Raw genomic sequence first — 21,216 nt, 5'->3', positions numbered from 1 at the left:
GCTCTGGACCGGATAGAACCGTTACCGTCGTCACGTTTGCTCATTTGTTTGCAAATTAATGAGCAAAGCATCTCACGCTTGAGCACGATCCGGGAAGGCGGCCTTCACCGGGGGCTTACCCAAGATGCGCGCGCGCAGATGGTGGGCATGTCTAAGGAACAGGTGCTGGCCTGCATGGGACCGCCTGCAAATAAAGCGGCTGAAGGACAAACGGAAGTTTGGTCCTACAATTCGGGCGATGGCACGGTGGTCGCCAGCGGCTCGGCTTCGTACGGAAGCTTTTCCGGGGTTTCCTCGCGACGCTTCTGTCACGTCAACGTCGTGATGACCGGCGGTGCTGTCGCCGCGGTCAACTATCAAGGGCCAACGGGCGGTCTCATCACGGCCGGCGAGCAATGCGCCTATGCCGTCGACCCGTGCGTCAAACCTCGATAGAAGCCCTTCTTCTTTGCGCTCGCCCTCGCGTTGCGCCTCGTTAGCCTGAGTTGATTGGGGTGAAAATGAAGCGGCCAGATTCGATCATCGCGACTGTGAGCCTCGTGGCGATAGCCGTGTGGATCTTCGTGGCGTTACCAATCATGTACCTGCCAGTAGGTAAGCTAGACACCTTTCTTAGCCTTGGGATTACGGTAACAGTGCATTCAACTAGGCCAAGCACGGATTCAGCCAGTCTTTCGGGTTGAGTGCACTGTCACCGTAATTCTACCGTTGGTTCCCCCATATCTGAACGCGCCGCTCACAAACTGCAATCGGACGCGCAGACTCTGGAAGCTGCCGCCGATCAGGCCATCGCAGCCTGCGGCGGTGACGCACGCGAAGCTGTGAAGGTGCTGTTGATTGCGAACGAGTTTTTAGAGCGCGAGATGGAAGAGCGCGTGTCGCGCGGGTACATTCGCGGCGTGAAGCACGGCAGGTTCAATACGTATTCGGGTTGACGCTGCTCGTTTTCATAGAGGGTCAGAACGTTTGCGTAGAGTATCTCCAAACCGGAGGATGTCGGAATTGGAATAGAGATACGACTTGCCATTGAGTTGCACGGTAAAAATGCCCTTGCCTTCCACGGCCAACTCGTACCCGCGCTCTTGCTTTCACGCAGCACTTGGATTGATTCCTCCGTACAGGGTTCACCATTTGCCGTATATCGAAAGTCCCTTTTCCAAATTTCCGCCCGTTCCGCTTTGGCTTGCTCTACAAGCCTATCAACTATTCCTTGCAGATAACGTCGATCTTCCTGCAAAGCAAAGAAGGCTTCCGCAAGCTTCGTTTCCCATTTGGAACCGTGAGGGCGGAGCGTTTGCACAGCTGTTCTTATCTCGCCGTCGAATTCCGAGAGCGCCGTCCATTTCGTGCTCAAAGTCGGCTCTAAAGACTTGACCTCAGGTGTCTTCAGAAAGGGCGCATTACCGCTCTCGTCACGTCTGGCCATTTTCGAAGCCGCCCACTTGCCGAGGAGGTAGATACCGACCAGAACCGCAAGCACCTGCACGATTCCGAGAACGGACAGCAAATTTAGAGCGCCTGTGTTGTGCGAATAGCTAGTCGCAATCAAAACGTTCAGGAAGATAGCCCCGCCGAAACCAATACCCGCTAACCAATAGAATAACTGCTTCATGGTGCGTCCAATGTCATGTTTGAAGCTGGGTACGCAGGGCGCATGATGAAACAGACTAAACTTTAGGTGCAAGATAAATCGTGGCTGGAGCCTAGTTAGCAAACCTTTCCAGTCTGCCAGCGGATCGCACGATATGGTCGTTCGGCTTACAGCCCCGGAGGCCCGAGTCTAGCGCTTCTTCCTCCCGGCTGCCTTGAGCGCTTCGACCCTGAATTTCAGCGCTGCCAGTGCGGCGGGCCTCCTCACCTCTTCAGGCCAGTTCTCCGTGGGCTCCCCTCGGACCGCGCGAGGCGGTGCTTGCAGCCGACACTTCTCCCACATCGCATTCAGATCGCGCCAAGTCACAAAATACGCCCGCCCGATCTTACAGATCACGAGGTTTCCGCGACACGCCTCCGCCTTCAATGTCGCGGGCGTAATAGCATCTTGAAAAACTACCGTGCACGCTTCTTTGAGTGTCATGGGCATATCCTCCCCGGTCGCCCCCATCCGGGCTAACCGGGAGTGATCATCGTTTGGCAAGTTCACTATCGCCACAACAATACCCCTGCGCTCTCAGTCAACCACTCGAACACACCTCAAACTGTTCGACTGCGAGATCCTCCGCCAACGAGCCCGCCACCATCGGCACGAAAGTCCCGTCCGCCCTTCTATACATCCGGCCTTGCCGTTCGAACTCTTCGCAAGGCTCGATTGCAGTGGTGGTAGTGCCTTGTAGCGATTAGCTGCATTCCCTCAGTAACGGTGACAGTGCACTAAACTAGGCCTGGAATTGACGACCGTCCCCAATTCCAACTCGGGGCAAGAGAGCCTTCAGCGTGAACCCGCGGGCCAAGTCAGCGCGAACACAGTCCCGAGTGATTTACTCGTCGTGCCCTCAGCTCTCCGGAGCTGAAATTGTAGCCGGCACACTCAGCGGCGCTCCTCCAACCGAAACAGGCCCTACGGATTTCGACTGCCGAGCCATCCGCTTGCGCATCGCTGCGGACAGTCCGTAGCGAGCATGCGCTCTTCGAATGGAGGACGTGACGTCCGACATCATTGCATTTTGCAGCGAGTCGACCTTCGCGATGAGCGTGGATAGCTGCGAAGATATCTTCCTCACATCGCCCCGTTCGTCCGTGATGCTCTGTCGCAGTGAAAGCAGCACCATTGAATCCTGCTGCAGCAGAGCTGCATTTTGCTGCACTGAGTAGTTGCTCTCCTGCAGCGAGGCGGCATGTTGCTGCTGGGCCGACTGAATATCCTTCAAGGCAGCGACAATCGGATCCGGTTTTGGCGCGGAAGCCTCTTGCCGCGGAAGCAGTTCAGCCAGACTGCCAACATTCAGCGACGGAAAACCGGACGGCAATGTGTAGATGGCCGCCGAACCATTGATCGCCAAGGCACACACCGACAGCGCCATGACCGATTTCCGGCTGGCCCGCTTGATCGGTACTGGAGCGTCTGGGGTTATGGGTTCGGGTGCTGCAGCTGCGAGCGCGAGTGCTGCGGGGTCGAATTGGTCGACGAGGCCTTGCGTTTCGGATGTCGTGGTCATGTGCATTGACCTCAAATGAGCGAGCAAAAGGAAGCCGACGCCGGAACGTCCTCGCGACGGCTCCTCTACGCAGCACCCACCTACAACTGCCCAAAATTGTGGGCTTTTCGGCTTAATTTCACGTTAGCGGCTTGGCCGTCCGGCAGGCCCAGCCACCCCGGCCGAATACGGGGTCTGTGCGATGCAGATGACTCAAATGCCCGGGGAGTCACAATGACAGCGGCTCACTCCGGACCACCGAATACCCGGCCCCGCGGCGACGCCCTGTGAGCGCCAAAGCACTGGCAACGCCACTGACGGACGGCGTGTCCAGCCTCGCTTCAAGTGCCCATGCTCACGGAGGTGCAAACGCCCCTCCCCGAGGCCGGGAAGCAGATTTTGTCGGCGGCTTTTGTCCGCGGCGGATTTTCCGAAGATGGCAGAATGCCACTGTTTTGCCCGACGCGTCAAACGGCTTTTCCGCCGGATGCAAGAAGGCATTGTGCCGGCAGGACTTAGCTACTGTGCATGGGGTTGTTTTCGCGCTTTTAGCCGGCGCCCGATCGTGCACCGGGCATAAGACGCCTCTTCGGTGTGATCGCGGCAACAAGGCCGGGGCGGTGCGCCAGGACGTGCTGGTGCAAAAATGTTCCAGGCGCCCTGTCCAAAAAGCCGGGAGACAACCCGCCTGAAAAGTGTAGCATTCAACAAAACAGGAGGAGCGGCATGTTTGAAATCAGCGGTTTCGACACGGCGGGCGTCGTCAGCCTGAAGCGGCTGTCACTCGCCGCCGCCCTCAAGAAGGCCCGGGAACTTATCGAGGACGGCTGTCGGGACGTTCAGATCGTTGATCCGGCCGGCCGGGTCTACACCTCGTTTGAGGAGCAAGCCGCTTAGTCGCCACGCCTTCTTAGACGCCACGCCGTCGGCGCTTTTCAGAAAGCACCCGCCCATCCGATCGCGCTTCGCCCGCTCTGGCCGTGGCGGTGATCGACATGAAAACCGCAGCGCCTGGTGGGAGCGCTGCGGCGTTTTCGAAATATCAATCGGTCAAGCAATGAGGCCTTCATAGCAGCGGTCTCGACCATCGCGTGTGAACCGCTTCACACGGCGCGGTCGATCTTTCCACACCCCCGTGGCTACCCGCCCCGGCCGACGTTGGACGAGGCGTTATGAGCCAGCGCTGCGTTGCTTCATCGCTCCAGCCGGGGACCGCGAAGCGCGGGTGAGAATTCACGTCCGTACCAGAACGATCGACCGGAGGATGGCGTGCGGCGGCTGGACTGCGCGCACGCGCGTGATGCACCGTTGCGGCGTTTGCCGACGTGCACAGGACGATCAAGAGGCCCATGGCCAAAACAGAGCGCATCGTATCGGCTCCCATCGACTCCGCTCCGGCTTATGTAACACGCCAACCGTGCTCTGCTACGGCGCGGACCGATGCTCAACTGCCGCGCACCGTTGCCAATCAACCCGTTTGGGAGCACGCTCTCTCCAGGCGCTTAAGACGCCGCACAGGGAGAAACACATGAAGGGATCCGGCCTCGATGGCCGCCATCAGGACAAGGATGGCGCGATCAGCAAGAAGCACGGCAACACGCTGGTCGGTACGTTGCGCAAGATCTACGGAAAGGGGTTTGCGGCCGGTTATCCCGATACCACCCAACTCAGCGAAGTCTTGCATCAATTGAACGAGACATCGCTGAGCCAATTGCGCCGCGACCACGACACCGGGCATCTGGGACACAAGATCGACCACGCCCCGAAGTGACGGACTTCACTGGCCCAATTTGAGGTCGTCGAACCAAATCCACCAGCCCTGGGCGACGCGGCGCGAACAGGCTGCGCTGTCGGTCGTCTCACCGAACTTGCCGTTTGAGCTCTCGCAGCCCGAGGGCTAGACTGAGCTTTTTCCGGAGGCTCATTTGAAACAGCTCATTATCATCGCCGCCATTGCGCTCGCCGTGACAACTCCCGCCCGCTCACAGGCGCTGGTCGACCCCGACAAGGTCGCCCCCGAATATCGGGAGGCTGCCGAGAAGCGCCGGGCCGAGCAGGTGCGGCAGCGCGAATGCGCGCTGAAGGCGGATCTCGACAAGGTGCTGCCCAGGGATCGTACCGCCTATCTCAACCATTGCCTCGACGCGCTGGCTGCCAAGCAATAGCGGCTGATCGGACGATTTTGATGAACTGTGCCCGCGGCCTATCGCGAGGGCCGATAGCGCTTGGCCGCTCGTCCCCCGATATCGCATGCGGCAAGACACCCGGCCAATTCACAGCCAGCCTTCAGCCTTTCTTCAGATATACGGGCTCACCTTGTCGATCCATTTCCATCAGTCATTGTTGTCCGCGCATGAGTTCGGTCCAGGTTCAGTGCACGCGGTGCAAGAACGTGTTTCGCGATCACGCCGGGCGATTGCAGGACGGCTATTCCAGGCAATGTCCGGGCTGCGAAGTCGTGCTGTTCTTCGCCGAGGACTCCCAACACCCCTTCATCAAGCGCGCGATGCGCAATGCGCGCAAGGTCCGCAAGGAGCTGCGCGAGGCCGAGGTGGCGAGGCTCCTCGTGCCGGATTCCCCCGCTGCGCCGTCTCGGTCATCCCAGGGCCGCAGGCAAGCGCCGGGCAGATCGGAGTAGCGCTCGCCTTCGTGGGTTCCGCCTCGACGAGACCAGGGCCATCGTGCGACCTGTTCGCACGACGATCTGTCGATAGCGGCTTGTCGGCTCTCGGGTGTCGAGCTCTCAGTACCTGCGATAATAGCCGCCGGTGTTGTTCTGGAATTGCTGAGGCACCGTGCCGTTCGGGTAGCAAAGGCCGTCGCGGATATCGAGGTCCGCTCCGTCCCCGCACGGCACTGGACGCCTGCGGCTCCCATAGTACGGCCGCGGCCGCTGCTGATAGTATCCCTGCATTGCGGCCTGGTCTTCGGGAGGCAGATAGCCGTTCGGATAGCACATGCCGTCGCGGGCGCTGAGGTCCCAATGGTTGCCGCACGGCGGCGGATGCACGGGCACGCGATACTGCACCTCGAACGCGCGTTCGGGAGTTGCGATCTGCGGCGCTGCGCCCGCATGAAGAGCGAAGATCGTGGCGATCAACATTGAGTTTCCTCCAGACAGCAGAACGATGGCCGGGTCGCACTGAATGCCACATGAACGGCGGGGCAGCCAGCGGCGGCGACCGCCGCGTTGAGGGCAAACAGGCGATTTGTCGTACCCACACCGCGAAGACGCGGCCGGCCTCTCCTCACCGGCGCCGCGGCTTCCTCGGAAACAGGTGATCGCGGATGTAGCGCGAGGTCGGCGTCAGGCGGATGCCGCGCGGCTTCTGCCAGGCGGCGCGGTCGATCTCCTTCTTGTCGCCGATCGCGAGCCTGCCCTTGGCCCCCTTGGCGATGAAGATCGCGTCACTCATCTTGCGACCGGAGCGCTTGTTCCTGGCCTTCACTTCCTTCCAGAGGCTGATCCTGCCGAGCTTCAGCTTGGGCAGTTCCTCCTTGATCTCCCGCCGCAGGCAATCCTTCTCGGACTCGCGCGAATGCTTGCGGCCGCCCGGGAACATCCACAGGCCGTCCGACCGGCGTCTGACCAACAATACCTTGCCTCGCTTTGCGGCGACCAGCTTGGAAGACTTTGCCATTGCTGCCGTAGATCAAAAACAGAATCGGCCCATCGTAACTTGTCGAGTTGAATAGACAAGTTCGCGGGCGCTTGATCACAGCCCGTGCGAGAAGCTCAGCCTTTGCTCGCCGCCGCCCGGTCCTCGGTCCTGATCCAGGCCATCATCATCTCCCAGGCCACCGAGAGGATGATCGGCCCGATGAACAGGCCGACGATGCCGTGGGCGAGCGTGCCGCCGATCACGCCGACGAAGATCACGATGGTGGGCGTGGTGAGGCCGCGCCCCATCACCAGCGGCTTCAACATGGTGTCGATGAAGCCGACGAGGACGAGAAAGACGGTGAGCAGCAGCGCCGTGGAGACGTCCTTGGCGGTCCAGATCCAGATGATCACCGGCAACAGCACGAGGAAGGCGCCGATCTGAACGATCGAGAGCAGCAGTACGATGAAGGCGAGCAGGCCGGCGCTCGGCACGGCGGCGAGCTTGAAGCCGATGCCGGCAAGCAGCGCCTGCACGATCGCGACGCCGATCACGCCTTGCGCCACGGCGCGGATGGTCGCGCCCGCAAGCCCCAGGAAATGCTCGCTCTGCTCGGGCACGATGCGGAACAGGAAGCCGCGGCCGGCCTCGACCAGCCTCGGCCCGTGCGGAAACAGGAAACCGGCCACGAACACCGAGACCAGAAACTGGAGCGTTCCCAGGCTGGCATCGCCCGCGAGCGACAGCAGCGGTCCCGCCAGTGGCTGAAGATAGGGCGCCACCTCGCGCAGCACCGCTCGGATGTTGTTGTAGGCCTGCTCCCAGAGGTCAAACAGCCATAGGCCGACGACCGGCCACGATTTGAGCTGCTCCGGCGCCGACTGCAGCGCGAGATCGCCGGTCCCGAGCTGGTGCGCCAGCTCCCGCACGCCGTCCACCGCGCTCAGTCCGAGCCAGGTTGCCGGACCGAGGACAATGCCGAGCGTGATCAGGGTGAGGATGGCGGCTGCGGTCTTGGGCCGGCCGCCGAGGATCTTGGCGACCCAGCTGAAGGCCGGATAGAACGCCACCGCGAGCACGCCGCTCCAGGCCAGGATCGGCACGAACGGGCGGATGATCAGGAAGGTCCAGATGATCAGCAGGCCGAGCAGGCCGACCCGGATCAGGAGCTGGATGATGTCCTCTCCAGTCAGGAGTTGACGGAGACTTTTCACGGGCACGGCTTTCCTTGCGGCATTGACGCGGGTTCCGGCACTTGCGCGGTCCAGCGTTATTGCCAGCCGCGCATCCGGCGTCAAGACGACGGGGGACCGGGGGCTGAACAGCGCCCTGGAAGTGGTCGTTCACGCCCACCGGCGGCGCAATTCGGACTGGCCGGCGCTCATCACGCTCCCAAGTTGGAGGCTCATAGCCGGCCGGATTTGCCTAACGGCCATTAACGGGATTTCAGCCTACCGATTTACGCCGCTGCAAAGCATCGCATCTAAGCTTGACCTCGACGTCGCAAAAACACTTTCGGTGCAATGGCCAACAGCATCTGGACAATCGAAGAATTCACCTGCCCCGGCTGCGGTGTGAGCTACAGTGCGACCCGCGAAGAGCACACCGAGCCGTACGCCGGCCGCTTCAAATGCAGCATCTGCAGCGGCGTGGTGCATGAATGGTCCGGCAAGCATCATTTCTTCGGCTGGGAAGCTGTGAAGACGAAGCCGCCCGTGTTCGGGAGGCGATGGGCGGGGGTAGGCTGAGCCATCGCCCTTGATGCATACTGTTTGTTCAGCGCGCGTCGGCTCCTCAATGCCGGTCCCAGTTCGCAATGATGAGTCCGTTGGACCGGTGGCGCACCTCTCCAGCATTCCCGCTGGCGAACGCCAGGACCATTTACCGCGGTCAGTATTATGTGGAAGAACCGTCGCTTCTGCTATGCCGTGACACGGGTTAAACTCTCCTGCCCGCCGCAACTGAAACCGACACGCAATGACTGCTCCTTTCGTTCCTCAGATCGCCCTCTACCGCAACTGGCTCGCCAAGCAGCGCGGCCTTTCCTTCGCGAGCTACGAAGAGATGCGGCAGTGGTCGGTGCGCGATCTCGACGGCTTCTGGCGCAGCATCTGGGACTATTACGATCTGCAATCGCCGACGCCGTTCGCGGCCGTGATCACGGAGCGCAAGATGCCCGGCGCGGTGTGGTTTCCCGGCGCGCAGGTCAATTATGCCCGGCAGGTATTTCGGCATGTCGAGGCCGCCGACGCCGCGGACCTGCCTGCGATCGTCAGCGGCGGTGAGGACGGCAGGCTGAAGGAGACGAGCTGGCCGGAGCTGCGGCGCAAAACGGCTGCGCTCGCGCTGCATCTGAAGGACCGGGGTATCAAGCCCGGCGACCGCGTCGCGGCCTATTTGCCCAACATCCCCGAGACCATCGTCGGTTTTCTCGCGAGCGCCAGCATTGGCGCGGTCTGGAGCGTCTGCGCGCCCGACATGGCGGCGCCCGCCGTGATCGACCGCTTCAAGCAGATCGAGCCAACGGTGCTGATCGCCTGCGACACCGTCACCTATGCCGGCCGGCGGCATGATCGGCGCGACGTCGTTGCCGAGCTCCGGCGATCGCTCCCGACAGTCGAGCACGTCATCCTGCACAGCGAGGCCGATGCGCCTGTCGCACCGGACGCCCTGCTCTCCGACATTCTCGCAAGGACAAGCGCCGCGATCGACGCGTTCGAGCCGATGTGGCTGCCATTTGATCATCCGCTCTGGATCGTCTATTCCAGCGGCACCACGGGTTTGCCGAAACCGATCGTGCACGGCCATGGCGGCATCGTCATCGTGGTGCTGGCCCTGCTCGGCCTGCACAACGACATCGGCTGCTCCTATCACCAAAACTCGTTCGGCGAGCGTTATCACTGGTACAGCTCGACCGGCTGGATCATGTGGAATTCGCAAGTCGGTGGCCTGCTCGGCGGCACCACCTGCTGCATCTTCGACGGCAGCCCCGGCGGCGCCAAGGACAAGCCGGACTGGACCACGCTGTGGCGCTTCGTGGCGCAGTCGGAAGCGACCTTCTTCGGCGCGGGCGCGGCGTTCTTCGCCAACTGCGCCAAGACCGAGGTCGATCTCGCCGCCGCCGGCGACCTGTCGCAGCTGCGCTGCCTCGGCTCGACCGGCTCGCCGCTCAGCGCCGACACGCAAGCCTGGTTCAACGCACGTTTCGCAGCGCTGTCGAAGACGAACGGCAGCAAGGCGCAGGCCGACATCTGGTGGGCGAACATTTCCGGCGGCACAGATTTCGCCGGCGCCTTCATCGGCGGCAACCGCGAATTGCCACAGACGCCGGGCGCGATGCAATGCCGTCTGCTCGGCGCGGCCGTCGAAGCCTTCAGCGACCAGGGCCGCGCCGTCATCGACGAGGTCGGCGAGCTCGTCTGCACCGAGCCGATGCCGTCGATGCCGCTCTATTTCTGGAACGACAAGGGCGATGCGCGCTATCGCTCCAGCTATTTCGAGACTTATCCGGACAATTTCGACGGCAGCGGCCGCGGGCCGGTGTGGCGGCACGGCGACTGGCTCAAGGTCAATCCGGACGGCTCCTGCATCATCTATGGCCGGAGCGACGCCACCATCAACCGCCACGGCCTCCGCATGGGCACGAGCGAACTCTATTCGGCAATCGAGACGCTGCCGGAAGTGCTCGACTCCCTCGTCGTCGACCTCGAATATCTCGGCCGCGACAGCTACATGCCGCTGTTCGTGGTGCTACGCGATGGCGTCGCGTTCGACGCTGCGATGCAGGCCAAGATCAACAAGGCGATCGAGACCGGCCTCTCCCGGCGATTCCTGCCGAACGAGATCTTTGCCGTCGCCGAGATCCCGCGCACGCTCTCGGGCAAGAAGCAGGAACTGCCGATCAAGAAGCTGCTGCTCGGCCAGCCCGTCGAGAAGGTCATCAACAAGGAGGCGATGGCCAATCCCGCCTGCCTCGACTGGTATCTCGCTTTCGCGCGCGACTATCTCGCCAGAACGACGGCGTGAGCGGGCGATCAACCGCCGCCGAAATTGGAGGGATCGAGATTCCTGTTCTCCGATGGCGGGATCGGCGGACGACCGGGAAACTTGTACCAGCCGGGCGGCACGGGCGCATCTTCCGCCGGACGGGCGACCACGTGATGCCGCGCGCGGGCGTGATGCGCCGGTGCTGCGGCAGCCGCCGCACTTGTTGACATCAACAGAACCAGAACCAGGACAGACCGCATCGCACGTGCTCCAGACGTCCAGCCAGGCCTCCCATGTGGTGCGGGAACCGCGGCGGGACGATGCATCCGCAACGTCACGATGTCTCACATCGGCGGCACCTCTGCTGACTGAAGGCGTCGCAGATCAACCCAATTGCGCCAATGGCGTTTGGACTCCGTTCACCGATCGCCGCTAGATCAGGATGGATCCTTTCGCGACAACAGCAGCACAATGGCCGACCTCAACGCCGTCCTCTCCAGGCTCAACGACCGCCTGCTCCGCCTCGATGGCGAGCTGTTCGTGCTGCGCTCGCTGGCGCGCGCGACGCTGACGGCGGGCGACGACCATGCAGCGCGTATGCGCAAGCTGGTCGAGGCCGCAAAGGTTGCGCTCGACGACGAGGCAAAACGTGAGCTCGACAAGCCGACGCGCAAATATGTCGATGCGGCAGCCGCGCTGGTGGAGGAGCTGCTGGTCGAGCCGACCCCGGCACGGCCGCTGTTCACCGTCATCGACGGTGGTCGGCGCGACTGAGCGCGTCAGATCGGACGCGTCGCACCGAGATCCGCGGACCCCGCCTTCAGCCGGCTAAGCCCCTCCTCGATGATCGCGATCTCCTCGTCGAGCTTGCCGATCGGCAGGCTCAAATCGTAGCCGGACCTGCTCTTCAGATCGACCGCGAGCCGCTGCCTGTGCATCATCAACTCGTCCAGGCCGCGGCGGTTCTTCAGCCGCACATAGGCGTCCACGATCTGCTCAATTGCGCTCGGCATGATATCGGTCCCGGCAAAAAGCCCGCGCGGCGCACCCACGCCGGCGGGACATTTTGGTGTCGCGGTACGCAATACAAGTCCGCGACGGATTCGTCGATACGACAAGCAGGTTGAGAACGTGTTACCGTTCGATGATGTCGTGACGGCCGGCATGACGCATTGTTGATAACCGCCGCAAACGCTCCGCGGGTGGTGACAGGATGTCCTGACGTGTTATCGGGGGATGACGCAGTTGCGAGACAGATCGGACACCCATGCGCATCACCCTCGTCGGCTCCCGCCATTTCGGCGTGACCACCCTGAACATGCTCCGGGAGCACGGCGTCTCGATCGTGCGGGTCGTCGTGGCCGATGCCGAGGATCGCCTAGCCGCAACCGCCAAGGCGGCCGGCATCGAGGTGGTGATCCAGGCCAATCCGAAGCTGGTGGTGGCCTCCGAAATCGCCCCCGATACCGACCTGATCATCACCGCCCACAGCCATGCCCGGATTGGCAAGGACGCCTTGGCGGCCGCGAAGCTCGGCGGGATCGGCTATCATCCCTCACTCCTGCCGCGTCACCGCGGCAAGGCCGCCGTGGAATGGACCATCAAGGAAGGCGATCCAATCGCCGGCGGCACGATCTATCATCTTGCCGACCGCATGGACGCCGGCGCCATCGCCGCCCAGGACTGGTGCTTCGTGAAGAGGGGCGAGACGGCCCGCGAACTCTGGGAGCGCGCGCTCGCGCCGCTCGGGCTCAAATTGCTGGCCGACGTGATCGACTACGCCAAGGTCCACAAGGCGCTGCCGTCCAAGATTCAGGACGAGCAGTTCGCGACCTCGGCGCCAAGCATTTCCTGAGTCCTTCTCCTGACGTTTACCCTTAACGTGAAGGGGCGTTGATTCTGCTTTAAAAATTGCAGCTGGAAACCCAAATAAACCATTGTTTCCACGGGAACAATTTTCGATTTGGCATTGCAACAAATTTCCGTCACATTTCGTCCGAATAAGGGTCAGTATATCAGACAGATTCAAGGACGAAATTCATGCGTTTTGGTCGCATTGCGGCGTTCTGTGCCGCTTCCGTTATCACCCTCGCCACTCCCGCTTTCGCCCAGACCCCCTATGACGGCAACTGGCAGGTCACCATCGTCACGAAGAGCGGTTCGTGCGAGCCGACTGCGAGCTCCATGCTGACGGTTGCCGACGGCAAGATCAGCGCTCCCGGCGCTAACGTTTCCGGCACCATCGGCCGTGAGGGTCTTGTGAAAGTTTCGATCAATGGTGCATATGCCAACGGTCAACTCAGCGGCAACGCCGGATCGGGGAAGTGGAATGGAGCATCTGCAGGCATACCGTGCAGCGGGCGGTGGGAAGCATCGCGCCAGTAAGCAATTCGGGATCAGAGTCCTAAGCCGGCGGCTGCTGATCGCGGCCGGCGTTTTGTTTGCGGCCGGGATCGCCAACTCTGAGAGCAAGGCCCAGTCCGGCCCGTTCGCTCCGCTGGCAGGGAGCTGGAGCGGCATAGGCACCGTCACGCTGGATGATGGCTCGACCGAGCGGATCCGCTGTCGGGCCAAATACGCCCCGATCGGACCGACGATGGAGATGTCGCTGACCTGCGCCAGCGACGCCTACAAGTTCAACCTCGGAGCCAACGTCAAGGCCGAAGGCAGCGCCATCGCCGGCAGCTGGTCCGAGGCCAGCCGCAACATCAGCGGCTCGCTTCAGGGCCGCGGCGCCGGAGGAAACTACGAGCTGGTCGCCTCCGCCGCGGGCTTCAACGCCAATATCTCGCTGAAGACGACCGGCAACAAGCAGAACGTCACGTTGCGCGCGGACAGTCAGTTTCGCGGCGCAAACATTTCGCTGTCGCGCTAAGCCGATACGAGCAAACGACAATCGACCCGGCGACCTCGCCGGGTCTTTTTTATGCGTTCGGCACGAACGCCGTCACCTCGATCTCGACCTTGGCCCGGTCGTCCACGAGACCGCCGATGTAGAGCAGCGTCGAGGGCGGAAAATTACGCCCGAGCGTCTCCTTCCAGGCCGCGCCGATGCCGGCGCCCGCCGCCTCATATTCGCTGCGGCTGGTCAGATACCAGGTCAGGCGGACGATGTGCTCGGGGCCGGCACCGGCCTCCGCCAAGAGCTTGATGATCCGCTTCAGCGCGGTCGCGACCTGCGCCGCCATGTCAGGCGCGTAATTGCCGGTCTCGTCGCCGCCGGTCTGCCCCGCCAGCACGACCCAGCGGCCCGGCTCTTCGACCACCACGCCGTGGGAAAAGCCGCGCGGTTTTTTCCATTCGGCCGGCTGCAAAATGCGCATGAGCGAAGTTCTCCCTTTTCTGTTGTTCGCTGAAGCCTTAGCACGCCGCCCTGCATCGCTGCATCCGCAGATTTGGCCGTTGCAAACGGCGGCTATGTCGCCGATACCGGCGCTCCCTCAGGATCCCAGCTTCCCGCTCGCCCCGATGAACACGATACCGTCCAAAACCATGGCCGCACTGTGGATGGCCGGCTGGCTGTCGCTGATGCTGGTCATGGCGGTTGCCGGGCGCGAGACCACGCGCGAGCTCAACGTTTTTCAGATTATGGAAGTGAGATCGCTGGTCGGCTTCGTCCTGCTCTCGCCGATCATCTACCGCGCCGGCGGCTTCAAGGTGCTCAGGACGTCGCGCCTGCCGCAGCACATCGGGCGCAACCTCGTGCACTATATCGCCCAGCTCGGCTGGTTCTTCGCGCTGACGCTGATCCCGATCGGCCAGGTGGTGGCGATCGAATTCACCATGCCGATCTGGACGGCGATCCTGGCGGCAAGCTTCCTGTCCGAACGCATGACGCCGTGGAAGATCGTCGCCATCGTGCTCGGCCTTGTCGGCGTGATCGTCATCGTCCGCCCCGCCACCGGCGAGATCAATCCGGGCCAGCTCATCGCGCTCGGCGCAGCTATGGGTTTTGGCGTGTCCATGGCGCTGGTCAAATCGCTGACCCGCACCGAGAGCGCGCTGTCGATCCTGTTCTGGATGATCGTGGTGCAATCGGTCGCGGGCTTCGTGCCGACGCTGTTCGTCTGGACCTGGCCGTCGGCCTATATCTGGGCCTGGATGGGCGTTATCGCCGTGTGCGGGACATTGTCGCATTACTGCCTCGCCAGCGCGATGCGCTATGCGGACGCAACGATCGTCGTTCCCATGGACTTCCTGCGGGTTCCCCTGACCGCAACAGCCGGCTGGCTGCTGTATTCCGAGCGGCTCGATGCCTGGACCGTGCTCGGTGCAGCGCTGATCCTATGCGGCAATCTCCTGAATTTGAAGCCGGCGTCAGCGGTTCCCGCCCGCGCGCAATGAACCTCGCGCCGCCTCGCGCGACAAAACCAGGTGGCCGTGTGATTTGGATCACGGTGGAGGGGCATTCCATCGTGCACATTCGGCCACACAGCGGCGGGTTGAATGCGACGTGCTGCCGTTTTGGTGGCGCGAAGTCGGGCACTTCGTGTAAGTTCGTTGCCAATTTGTTGCTGCCTGCAATTCGATTCTGGGGATTTCAGATGCGCTATCTCACCCTCCTGGCTTCGCTGATGTGCATGGCACTGTCGGTCAGTGCCGCGAAGGCCGACCGCCGTGTCGCTTTCGTCGTCGGCAACGGCTCCTACAAGAACGTCGCGCAATTGCCGAACCCGCCGATCGACGCCAAGGCGATGGCGGCGACCCTGCGCAATGTCGGCTTCGAGGTGATCGAAGGATCCAACCTCACCCGTGACCAGATGACGGAGAAGCTCCTGGACTTCGGCCGCAAGGCGCAAGGCTCCGACGTCGCAGTGTTCTATTACGCGGGCCACGGCATCGCCGTCAGCGGCAGCAACTATCTCCTGCCTGTCGACGCCGACATCAAGTCGGAGATGGACGTCAAGCTCGGCGCAGCCATCAATATCGACCTGACGCTCGAGCAGACCATGGGCGACGCCAAGGTCAAGCTCGTCTTCCTCGATGCTTGCCGCGACAATCCGTTCGCCGCCAAGATCAAGTCGAACTCGGCGACCCGCAGCGTCAACGTGCAGAGTGGTCTTGCCGAGATGAAGTCGGGCGAAGGCACGCTGATCGCGTTCGCGACCGGCCCGGGCCAGACCGCGCTCGACGGCCAGGAGGGCAATAACAGCCCGTTCACCCGTGCGCTGATCGACAACATCACCAAGCCTGGCATCGAGATCCAGCAGGCGATGACGTCGGTGCGCGCCCAGGTCAACGAGGAGACCCACAAGGGCCAGCTGCCCTGGGGCCACACCAACCTGATCGGCGCGGTCTATCTCAATCAGGCGCCGACGACCCAAATTGCCAACGCGGCGCCGACGGCCGGCATCGTGCCGGCGGCGACCAGCGGCAGTTCGGACGGTGTCGAGCTCGAATACTGGCGCTCGGTCAAGGAGTCCAACAAGCCGGAAGAGCTCAACGCCTATCTCTCGGCCTACCCGAACGGCCAGTTCAAGGCGCTCGCGCTGGCGCGGCTTGCCGCGATCAAGAGCGGCCCGTCGACCACGACCCGCAACCTCAACGCCGGTGTCGATCCCGCGACCTTCACCGATGACGCCAGTCAGCTCACCGAGGACCAGATCGGCCTCGACAAGGGCCAGCGCCGCGACGTGCAGCGTCGCCTCACCGGGCTTGGCTTCGATACCAAGGTCACCGGTGCGTTCAGTGAAGAGATCCGGACCGTGCTCAAGCGCTGGCAGGCGGCCCGCGGCTATCCGTCGACGGGCTACCTCAACAAGCTCCAGCACAAGGCCCTGCTCTCCGAGATCGTGGCCACCACGCCGACGGCGAGCGACGACAGTGCCAAGCCGGCCCGACGCGCCAGCGCCCCGGCCCCCGCCCAGAGCAGTGCACCGGCGCCCCACCGCAGTGGCGGCGGCGATCCCGGCGCGGCCTTCGTGGGCGGCGTCGTCGGCGGCATGATGGGCGGTATGTTCCGCCGCTGAGGCCCCGAGCGCAGTCACACAACGCAAAAGCCCGGCTCACGCCGGGCTTGTTTCATCTCATCCCTCATCCTGAAGAGCTTGCGCAGCAAGCGTCTTGAAGGATGAAGGCCGAGCGGCTTCAACGTGACCTTCATGGTTCTCCCGGCGATGCGAAAGCATCGTCCGGAGACGGCCGCTGCGCCTACTTCCCCACCGCCTTGCGCAGCGCGTCGTTGATACGGTCTTGCCAGCCGGGGCCGCCCGCCTGGAAATGCTCCAGCACGTCCTGGTCGATGCGCAGCGTGACCTGTTGCTTGATCCCGGGCGCCACGTTCTGCTTCGGCGGCACCACGGCGACCTTGGTGGTCACCTTCTTGAACGCCGCCTCGGCCTCCGTCCTCGCATTGCCAAGCGTGCGCGGCCGCCTCGGTTGATCCGCCATATCCTAGATTCCCTCAAACAGAGCCGTCGAAAGATACCGCTCGGAGAAGGACGGCACCACCGCCAGGATTGTTTTTCCCGCAGCTTCCGGCCGCTTGCCGATCTGAAGCGCCGCCGCGATCGCGGCGCCCGAGGAGATGCCGCCGGGAATGCCTTCATGCCGCGCCAGCGCCCGCGAGGTCTCGATCGCAATCGTCGAGTTGATCGTCACGATCTCGTCGATCACGGAGCGGTCGAGAATGTCGGGTACGAAGCCCGCACCGATGCCCTGGATCTTGTGCGGCGTGTGCTGGCCGCCTGATAGTACCGGGCTCTCCTCCGGCTCGACCGCGACGACGCGTAAGGAGGCCTTGCGCGGCTTCAGCACCTGGCCGACGCCGGTAATGGTGCCGCCGGTGCCGACGCCGGCGACGAAAAAATCGATATTGCCGCCGGTATCGTTCCAGATCTCCTCCGCGGTGGTGCGGCGGTGCACCTCGGGATTGGCGAGGTTCTTGAACTGCTGCGGCATCACCGAGTTCGGCGTCGTCTTCAACAGCTCCTCGGCGGTCGCGATCGCGCCCTTCATGCCCTGTGCCGCCGGCGTCAGCACCAGCTCTGCGCCGAGAAAAGCCAGCATCTTGCGCCGCTCGATCGACATGGATTCCGGCATCACCAGCTTCAGCCGATAGCCGCGCGAGGCCGCGACGAAGGCCAGCGCGATGCCGGTATTGCCGGAGGTCGGCTCGATCAGCACGGTATCGGGCCTGACGATGCCAGCCTTCTCCATGGCGATGATCATGGCCGCACCGATGCGGTCCTTCACGCTTGCGGCCGGATTGAAATACTCAAGCTTCGCCAAAATCGTCGCGTTCACGCCGTGCATGCCGGGCAGCCGCTGCAACCGCACGATCGGCGTGTCGCCAAAAGCCTCGACGATCGAGTCGTAGATCCGGCCGCGGCCGGGTTGGTGCGGTGCACCCGTCTTGGACGATGCGTCCATGATGAACTCCCTGTGGCGACAATTCGCGCTTCTGTAGCGGCTCTTGTGCAGTTACGAACAGCTTGGGACGACACGCAAGCGACAATGCGGTACATGTTAAATACGCTGCATCGCAAAATCGCGTGAGCTGTAATTATCAGAAAACCAACGCATTTGTGTTGCGACCTCGTCAACTGATTCTGCTTATGTTAGACTTAGGTCTCAAGCAGGAAGGTCACCACGATGTCAGCGATTGCTGAAGTGTTGTCGACCGTCGTACCGAGCCGCGATCCGCGTTGCAGCGAATTGCCGAGCTGTCCGGTCTGCGCCGATTCCATGGTCGCCGCCGAAGCTTCCGCCTACGTTTCGGACCACGTGATCAGCTATCTCTGGACCTGCGACACCTGCGGCTATGGCTTCGTGACCAAGCACGCCGTCAAGCAACAATTCGTCTGCAACTGACGCCTGTCTCGCCTCAGCGCGGGGCAATGTCGCCCCTCGCCCAGTCCTCACGCGTGCGCTGATAGAACTCCTCGAACGTTCCGTGTGCGATCGCCTCCCTGATGCCCTGCATCAGGAACTGGTAGTAAGCGATATTGATTTCGGACAGCAGCATGGCTCCCAGCGTCTCGCCCGCCTTGACGAGATGATGCAGGTAGGCGCGCGCGTAGTTGCGTGCCGACGGCCAGGTACTCTCTTCATCGAGCGGACGCGGATCGTCGGCGTGGCGCGCATTGCGCAAATTGACCTGGCCGAAGCGCGTGAAGGCAACGCCATGCCGGCCATTGCGCGTCGGCATCACGCAATCGAACATGTCGATGCCGCGCTTGACCGCCTCGAGGATGTCGTCAGGCGTGCCGACGCCCATCAGATAGCGCGGCCGCTCTCTCGGCAGCGCCGGCGCGGTCTCGTCGATCATCGCCAGCATCACCTCCTGAGGCTCGCCGACGGCAAGGCCGCCGATCGCATAGCCGTGGAAGCCGATCTCAACGAGGCCTTGCGCGCTGGCGTGACGAAGCTGCGGCACGTCGCCGCCCTGCACGATGCCGAACAGCATGTAACCGTCGGGCGCACTCTCGAACGCGCGCTTGCTTCGCTCGGCCCAGCGCAGCGACAGGCGCATCGCCCGCTCGATGTCATCGCGCTCGGCCGGCAGCCGCACGCACTCGTCCATCTGCATGGCGATGTCGGAGCCGAGAAAACGCTGCACCTCGATCGAGCGCTCCGGCGACAGCTCGACCTTGGCGCCGTCGATATGCGAGCGGAAGGTGACGGCGTTCTCGGTGACCTTGCGCAGGTCCGACAGCGACATCACCTGGAAGCCGCCCGAATCCGTCAGCATCGGCCCGTTCCAGCCGGTGAACCGCTGCAAGCCGCCGAGCGCCGCGATCCGCTCGGCGCCGGGACGCAGCATCAGGTGATAGGTGTTGCCGAGCACGATGTCGGCGCCGGCCTCGCGCACCTCGCGCCAGTGCATGCCCTTCATGGCGCCGGCGGTTCCGACCGGCATGAAGGCCGGCGTCCGCACCACGCCATGCGGCGTGGTCATGTGCCCGGTGCGCGCGGCGCCATCGGTGGCGAGCAGTTCGAAATAATTGGGTAGATCCGTGTCGGGAAGATTCATGGCCGTGCTTATTGCGTGTCGGGAGACGCCGATCAACCCGCTCGCACCACGCCACGGCCGGCCCGTGCCTCAGACTGGGACACAATTGACGCGGATATTGCGCCCGCCACGCTTGTTAAATAAAACGATACAGTGTAGTTTTGCCTTGGGGCTGGACGAAATGCCGTGGCGAGATTGCCGGCGGCGGTAAATGCGTGATCGCCAGCCACCGACGATGCCTTCCGCTTCATGCTCAACCGATGTGCCCGGCCCCTCACGTGGCTGGATCAGGCAGATAGGCGCCCGCCTGATCGGATTCCTGGTCCTGACGTGCAGCCTGGCGCTTGCCGCTTGCACCTCCCTGCCCCGCGCGCCCTATACGGCCGCTGAGGCCAGCACATCGCGCGTGCTCGATATCGACGGCTTGCGCCGCTACGCCGACGAACCCGTCACGAAATTCAGCTTCGAGAAGGACACCAGCACCGCGACGAAGTCCTATCTGGCGCTCTCCGGCGGCGGCGCCGATGGCGCCTATGGCGTCGGCGTGCTCAACGGCTGGACCGCGGCGCGCACCCGGCCAACCTTCTCCATCGTCTCGGGTGTGAGCACCGGTGGCCTGATCGCGCCCTTTGCGTATCTCGGCTCGCAATATGACGACACGCTCAGGGAGCTCTACACCAGCGGGATCGCGGAGAGCCTCCTGAGCGATCCCAGCATCATGCGCGTGCTGTTCGGATCCGGCCTGTTCGGCAACACGCGGCTGCGCGAATTGGTGGCCCGCTATGTCGGGCCGGAGATCATGGCGCAGGTCGCGCGTGAAAATGCCAAGGGCCGAAAGCTGCTGGTCGTGACCACCGATCTCGATACCCAGCGGACCGCCATCTGGGACATGGGCAAGATCGCAGCGGTCGGAACACCCGAGGCGCTCAAACTGTTTCGCGACGTGATGGCGGCCTCCGCCAGCATCCCCCTGGTGTTTCCGCCCATCATGATCGACGCCGAGGGCCAGGGCCGCAGATTTCAGGAGATGCATGTCGACGGCGGTGTGACGGCGCCGGTGCTGACATTGCCGGAAGCCCTGCTCTCCCAGGATCGATTGCCCGGCAACGCGCGGATGAACATCTACATCCTCGTCAACAAGAAGATCGAACGCAACTTCGAACTGGTGTCCAACAGCACCATCGACGTCGCCTCGCGCAGCCTGTCGTCGATCACCCAGTCGCAGACACGCTCGATCATCTTCTCGACCTATGATTTCGCCAAGCGCAACCATCTGGGCTTCCACCTCTCCTACATCGCACGCGATTATCCCGCGCCGCCTTCGGAAGGGTTCGACACCGCCTATATGCGGGCGCTGTATCAGTACGGATATGAGAAGGCTGCTTCCGGCCAGGCCTGGACTTCGGCGCTTCCGTGACCCCTCGTGACGGAACGAGGCCCTATCGAAACCGTTGACGATATAGCCAATTCGGCCAGATTCGCGATGACGCCCCCGCTCCCGCGGGATATAGAGCGAATGACGACGATCAGAAGCGCGCAGAAT

At 62.8% G+C, this 21,216-nt stretch carries 26 protein-coding genes; 15 read left to right on the top strand and 11 right to left on the bottom strand.

Annotation, left to right across the window (positions count from 1 at the left end; all coding sequences use genetic code 11):
- A partial coding sequence (locus IVA80_RS08460) for a hypothetical protein (RefSeq protein WP_346347978.1) occupies window positions 1–435 on the top strand: 435 nt, incomplete at its 5' end.
- Window positions 436–781: 346 nt separating this feature from the next.
- Here IVA80_RS08460 and IVA80_RS38565 read toward each other — a convergent pair.
- Together IVA80_RS38565 and IVA80_RS08450 are read right to left on the bottom strand one after the other, a co-directional pair.
- Complete coding sequence (locus tag IVA80_RS38565; protein ID WP_346347977.1) at window positions 782–1,612, bottom strand: hypothetical protein; 831 nt, start codon at window positions 1,610–1,612, stop codon at window positions 782–784.
- Between the two features lie 877 nt (window positions 1,613–2,489).
- Window positions 2,490–3,158: a hypothetical protein gene (locus tag IVA80_RS08450; protein ID WP_247427894.1), complete on the bottom strand. Its 669-nt coding sequence runs from the start codon at window positions 3,156–3,158 to the stop codon at window positions 2,490–2,492.
- Between the two features lie 699 nt (window positions 3,159–3,857).
- On the opposite strand from IVA80_RS08450, the gene IVA80_RS08445 reads away from it, so the two are divergent.
- The 4 genes from IVA80_RS08445 (at window position 3,858) to IVA80_RS08430 (ending at window position 5,769) form a co-directional block, all read left to right on the top strand.
- Window positions 3,858–4,028 carry a hypothetical protein gene (locus tag IVA80_RS08445; protein WP_247427892.1) on the top strand — a complete coding sequence of 57 codons (171 nt, stop codon included), beginning with the start codon at window positions 3,858–3,860 and terminating at the stop codon, window positions 4,026–4,028.
- A 631-nt stretch (window positions 4,029–4,659) separates the two neighbouring features.
- On the top strand, window positions 4,660–4,902 hold the full coding sequence (locus IVA80_RS08440; protein ID WP_247427889.1) for a hypothetical protein: 243 nt from the start codon (window positions 4,660–4,662) through the stop codon (window positions 4,900–4,902).
- Window positions 4,903–5,056: 154 nt separating this feature from the next.
- Window positions 5,057–5,296 carry a hypothetical protein gene (locus IVA80_RS08435; protein WP_247427887.1) on the top strand — a complete coding sequence of 80 codons (240 nt, stop codon included), beginning with the start codon at window positions 5,057–5,059 and terminating at the stop codon, window positions 5,294–5,296.
- A 188-nt stretch (window positions 5,297–5,484) separates the two neighbouring features.
- Window positions 5,485–5,769 (top strand): Zn-ribbon domain-containing protein, encoded by a 285-nt coding sequence (locus tag IVA80_RS08430; protein ID WP_247427885.1) that lies wholly within the window; start codon window positions 5,485–5,487, stop codon window positions 5,767–5,769.
- A 105-nt stretch (window positions 5,770–5,874) separates the two neighbouring features.
- Here IVA80_RS08430 and IVA80_RS08425 read toward each other — a convergent pair whose 3' ends face one another.
- From IVA80_RS08425 to IVA80_RS08415, 3 genes are all read right to left on the bottom strand, one after another.
- Window positions 5,875–6,234, bottom strand: coding sequence for a hypothetical protein (locus tag IVA80_RS08425; RefSeq protein ID WP_247427882.1), 360 nt, complete (start codon window positions 6,232–6,234; stop codon window positions 5,875–5,877).
- Window positions 6,235–6,379: 145 nt separating this feature from the next.
- On the bottom strand, window positions 6,380–6,772 hold the full coding sequence (locus tag IVA80_RS08420; RefSeq protein WP_247427880.1) for an NUDIX hydrolase: 393 nt from the start codon (window positions 6,770–6,772) through the stop codon (window positions 6,380–6,382).
- Between the two features lie 95 nt (window positions 6,773–6,867).
- Entirely contained in the window at window positions 6,868–7,953 is a 1,086-nt protein-coding gene (locus tag IVA80_RS08415; RefSeq protein WP_247427878.1) for an AI-2E family transporter, read from the bottom strand.
- Window positions 7,954–8,256: 303 nt separating this feature from the next.
- On the opposite strand from IVA80_RS08415, the gene IVA80_RS08410 reads away from it, so the two are divergent.
- On the top strand, window positions 8,257–8,481 hold the full coding sequence (locus IVA80_RS08410; protein ID WP_247427876.1) for a hypothetical protein: 225 nt from the start codon (window positions 8,257–8,259) through the stop codon (window positions 8,479–8,481).
- A 229-nt stretch (window positions 8,482–8,710) separates the two neighbouring features.
- Complete coding sequence (locus IVA80_RS08405; protein WP_247427874.1) at window positions 8,711–10,759, top strand: acetoacetate--CoA ligase; 2,049 nt, start codon at window positions 8,711–8,713, stop codon at window positions 10,757–10,759.
- Window positions 10,760–10,767: 8 nt separating this feature from the next.
- Here IVA80_RS08405 and IVA80_RS08400 read toward each other — a convergent pair whose 3' ends face one another.
- Window positions 10,768–10,980 (bottom strand): hypothetical protein, encoded by a 213-nt coding sequence (locus IVA80_RS08400; RefSeq protein WP_247427870.1) that lies wholly within the window; start codon window positions 10,978–10,980, stop codon window positions 10,768–10,770.
- A gap of 211 nt (window positions 10,981–11,191) precedes the next feature.
- On the opposite strand from IVA80_RS08400, the gene IVA80_RS08395 reads away from it, so the two are divergent.
- Window positions 11,192–11,494, top strand: a complete 303-nt coding sequence (locus IVA80_RS08395) for a hypothetical protein (RefSeq protein ID WP_247427867.1) — start codon at window positions 11,192–11,194, stop codon at window positions 11,492–11,494.
- A 5-nt stretch (window positions 11,495–11,499) separates the two neighbouring features.
- Here the strand turns inward: IVA80_RS08395 and IVA80_RS08390 are convergent, their stop codons facing one another.
- Entirely contained in the window at window positions 11,500–11,733 is a 234-nt protein-coding gene (locus IVA80_RS08390) for a hypothetical protein (RefSeq protein ID WP_247427864.1), read from the bottom strand.
- A gap of 254 nt (window positions 11,734–11,987) precedes the next feature.
- Between IVA80_RS08390 and IVA80_RS08385 the strand changes: the two genes are divergently transcribed.
- From IVA80_RS08385 to IVA80_RS08375, 3 genes are all read left to right on the top strand, one after another.
- Window positions 11,988–12,575, top strand: a complete 588-nt coding sequence (locus tag IVA80_RS08385; protein WP_247427862.1) for a formyltransferase family protein — start codon at window positions 11,988–11,990, stop codon at window positions 12,573–12,575.
- A 185-nt stretch (window positions 12,576–12,760) separates the two neighbouring features.
- Window positions 12,761–13,105, top strand: coding sequence for a hypothetical protein (locus tag IVA80_RS08380; protein WP_247427859.1), 345 nt, complete (start codon window positions 12,761–12,763; stop codon window positions 13,103–13,105).
- Entirely contained in the window at window positions 13,050–13,595 is a 546-nt protein-coding gene (locus IVA80_RS08375) for a hypothetical protein (RefSeq protein ID WP_247427856.1), read from the top strand. The genes IVA80_RS08380 and IVA80_RS08375 overlap by 56 nt, the downstream gene beginning before the upstream one ends.
- A gap of 49 nt (window positions 13,596–13,644) precedes the next feature.
- On the opposite strand, the gene IVA80_RS08370 is transcribed toward IVA80_RS08375, so the two are convergent.
- Entirely contained in the window at window positions 13,645–14,043 is a 399-nt protein-coding gene (locus IVA80_RS08370; RefSeq protein ID WP_247427853.1) for a RidA family protein, read from the bottom strand.
- A gap of 145 nt (window positions 14,044–14,188) precedes the next feature.
- Between IVA80_RS08370 and IVA80_RS08365 the strand changes: the two genes are divergently transcribed.
- A complete protein-coding gene (locus tag IVA80_RS08365; RefSeq protein ID WP_247427850.1) occupies window positions 14,189–15,064 on the top strand; it encodes a DMT family transporter in 876 nt (291 codons plus the stop codon).
- A 200-nt stretch (window positions 15,065–15,264) separates the two neighbouring features.
- The gene (locus tag IVA80_RS08360; RefSeq protein ID WP_247427847.1) at window positions 15,265–16,689 is read left to right on the top strand and encodes a caspase family protein; all 1,425 of its coding nucleotides are present in this window, start codon (window positions 15,265–15,267) and stop codon (window positions 16,687–16,689) included.
- A gap of 181 nt (window positions 16,690–16,870) precedes the next feature.
- On the opposite strand, the gene IVA80_RS08355 is transcribed toward IVA80_RS08360, so the two are convergent.
- Window positions 16,871–17,110 (bottom strand): BrnA antitoxin family protein, encoded by a 240-nt coding sequence (locus tag IVA80_RS08355; protein ID WP_247427844.1) that lies wholly within the window; start codon window positions 17,108–17,110, stop codon window positions 16,871–16,873.
- 3 nt (window positions 17,111–17,113) lie between these two features.
- Window positions 17,114–18,091 (bottom strand): cysteine synthase A, encoded by a 978-nt coding sequence (cysK, locus tag IVA80_RS08350; RefSeq protein ID WP_247427841.1) that lies wholly within the window; start codon window positions 18,089–18,091, stop codon window positions 17,114–17,116.
- Between the two features lie 222 nt (window positions 18,092–18,313).
- On the opposite strand from cysK, the gene IVA80_RS08345 reads away from it, so the two are divergent.
- On the top strand, window positions 18,314–18,532 hold the full coding sequence (locus tag IVA80_RS08345; protein ID WP_247427838.1) for a hypothetical protein: 219 nt from the start codon (window positions 18,314–18,316) through the stop codon (window positions 18,530–18,532).
- Between the two features lie 13 nt (window positions 18,533–18,545).
- On the opposite strand, the gene tgt is transcribed toward IVA80_RS08345, so the two are convergent.
- Complete coding sequence (gene tgt, locus IVA80_RS08340; RefSeq protein ID WP_247427836.1) at window positions 18,546–19,694, bottom strand: tRNA guanosine(34) transglycosylase Tgt; 1,149 nt, start codon at window positions 19,692–19,694, stop codon at window positions 18,546–18,548.
- Between the two features lie 190 nt (window positions 19,695–19,884).
- Between tgt and IVA80_RS08335 the strand changes: the two genes are divergently transcribed.
- A complete protein-coding gene (locus IVA80_RS08335; protein WP_247427833.1) occupies window positions 19,885–21,090 on the top strand; it encodes a patatin-like phospholipase family protein in 1,206 nt (401 codons plus the stop codon).
- Window positions 21,091–21,216 lie beyond the last annotated feature (126 nt).

Origin of the sequence: Bradyrhizobium sp. 139, from assembly GCF_023074175.1 — a bacterium.
Taxonomy (GTDB): Bacteria; Pseudomonadota; Alphaproteobacteria; order Rhizobiales; family Xanthobacteraceae; genus Bradyrhizobium.
The sequence above is the reverse complement of the archived record's forward strand: the minus strand, read 5'-3'. Positions and strand labels throughout refer to the sequence as shown.

What these genes read in the sequence shown, in the direction of transcription:
- IVA80_RS38565 (WP_346347977.1), bottom strand. Translation starts at nt 1,612, where the DNA reads ATGAAGCAGTTATTCTATTGGTTAGCGGGTATTGGTTTCGGCGGGGCT.
- IVA80_RS08450 (WP_247427894.1), bottom strand. Translation starts at nt 3,158, where the DNA reads ATGCACATGACCACGACATCCGAAACGCAAGGCCTCGTCGACCAATTC.
- IVA80_RS08445 (WP_247427892.1), top strand. Translation starts at nt 3,858, where the DNA reads ATGTTTGAAATCAGCGGTTTCGACACGGCGGGCGTCGTCAGCCTGAAG.
- IVA80_RS08440 (WP_247427889.1), top strand. Translation starts at nt 4,660, where the DNA reads ATGAAGGGATCCGGCCTCGATGGCCGCCATCAGGACAAGGATGGCGCG.
- IVA80_RS08430 (WP_247427885.1), top strand. Translation starts at nt 5,485, where the DNA reads ATGAGTTCGGTCCAGGTTCAGTGCACGCGGTGCAAGAACGTGTTTCGC.
- IVA80_RS08425 (WP_247427882.1), bottom strand. Translation starts at nt 6,234, where the DNA reads ATGTTGATCGCCACGATCTTCGCTCTTCATGCGGGCGCAGCGCCGCAG.
- IVA80_RS08420 (WP_247427880.1), bottom strand. Translation starts at nt 6,772, where the DNA reads ATGGCAAAGTCTTCCAAGCTGGTCGCCGCAAAGCGAGGCAAGGTATTG.
- IVA80_RS08410 (WP_247427876.1), top strand. Translation starts at nt 8,257, where the DNA reads ATGGCCAACAGCATCTGGACAATCGAAGAATTCACCTGCCCCGGCTGC.
- IVA80_RS08405 (WP_247427874.1), top strand. Translation starts at nt 8,711, where the DNA reads ATGACTGCTCCTTTCGTTCCTCAGATCGCCCTCTACCGCAACTGGCTC.
- IVA80_RS08400 (WP_247427870.1), bottom strand. Translation starts at nt 10,980, where the DNA reads ATGCGGTCTGTCCTGGTTCTGGTTCTGTTGATGTCAACAAGTGCGGCG.
- IVA80_RS08395 (WP_247427867.1), top strand. Translation starts at nt 11,192, where the DNA reads ATGGCCGACCTCAACGCCGTCCTCTCCAGGCTCAACGACCGCCTGCTC.
- IVA80_RS08390 (WP_247427864.1), bottom strand. Translation starts at nt 11,733, where the DNA reads ATGCCGAGCGCAATTGAGCAGATCGTGGACGCCTATGTGCGGCTGAAG.
- IVA80_RS08385 (WP_247427862.1), top strand. Translation starts at nt 11,988, where the DNA reads ATGCGCATCACCCTCGTCGGCTCCCGCCATTTCGGCGTGACCACCCTG.
- IVA80_RS08380 (WP_247427859.1), top strand. Translation starts at nt 12,761, where the DNA reads ATGCGTTTTGGTCGCATTGCGGCGTTCTGTGCCGCTTCCGTTATCACC.
- IVA80_RS08375 (WP_247427856.1), top strand. Translation starts at nt 13,050, where the DNA reads ATGGAGCATCTGCAGGCATACCGTGCAGCGGGCGGTGGGAAGCATCGC.
- IVA80_RS08370 (WP_247427853.1), bottom strand. Translation starts at nt 14,043, where the DNA reads ATGCGCATTTTGCAGCCGGCCGAATGGAAAAAACCGCGCGGCTTTTCC.
- IVA80_RS08365 (WP_247427850.1), top strand. Translation starts at nt 14,189, where the DNA reads ATGAACACGATACCGTCCAAAACCATGGCCGCACTGTGGATGGCCGGC.
- IVA80_RS08360 (WP_247427847.1), top strand. Translation starts at nt 15,265, where the DNA reads ATGCGCTATCTCACCCTCCTGGCTTCGCTGATGTGCATGGCACTGTCG.
- IVA80_RS08355 (WP_247427844.1), bottom strand. Translation starts at nt 17,110, where the DNA reads ATGGCGGATCAACCGAGGCGGCCGCGCACGCTTGGCAATGCGAGGACG.
- cysK (WP_247427841.1), bottom strand. Translation starts at nt 18,091, where the DNA reads ATGGACGCATCGTCCAAGACGGGTGCACCGCACCAACCCGGCCGCGGC.
- IVA80_RS08345 (WP_247427838.1), top strand. Translation starts at nt 18,314, where the DNA reads ATGTCAGCGATTGCTGAAGTGTTGTCGACCGTCGTACCGAGCCGCGAT.
- tgt (WP_247427836.1), bottom strand. Translation starts at nt 19,694, where the DNA reads ATGAATCTTCCCGACACGGATCTACCCAATTATTTCGAACTGCTCGCC.
- IVA80_RS08335 (WP_247427833.1), top strand. Translation starts at nt 19,885, where the DNA reads ATGCGTGATCGCCAGCCACCGACGATGCCTTCCGCTTCATGCTCAACC.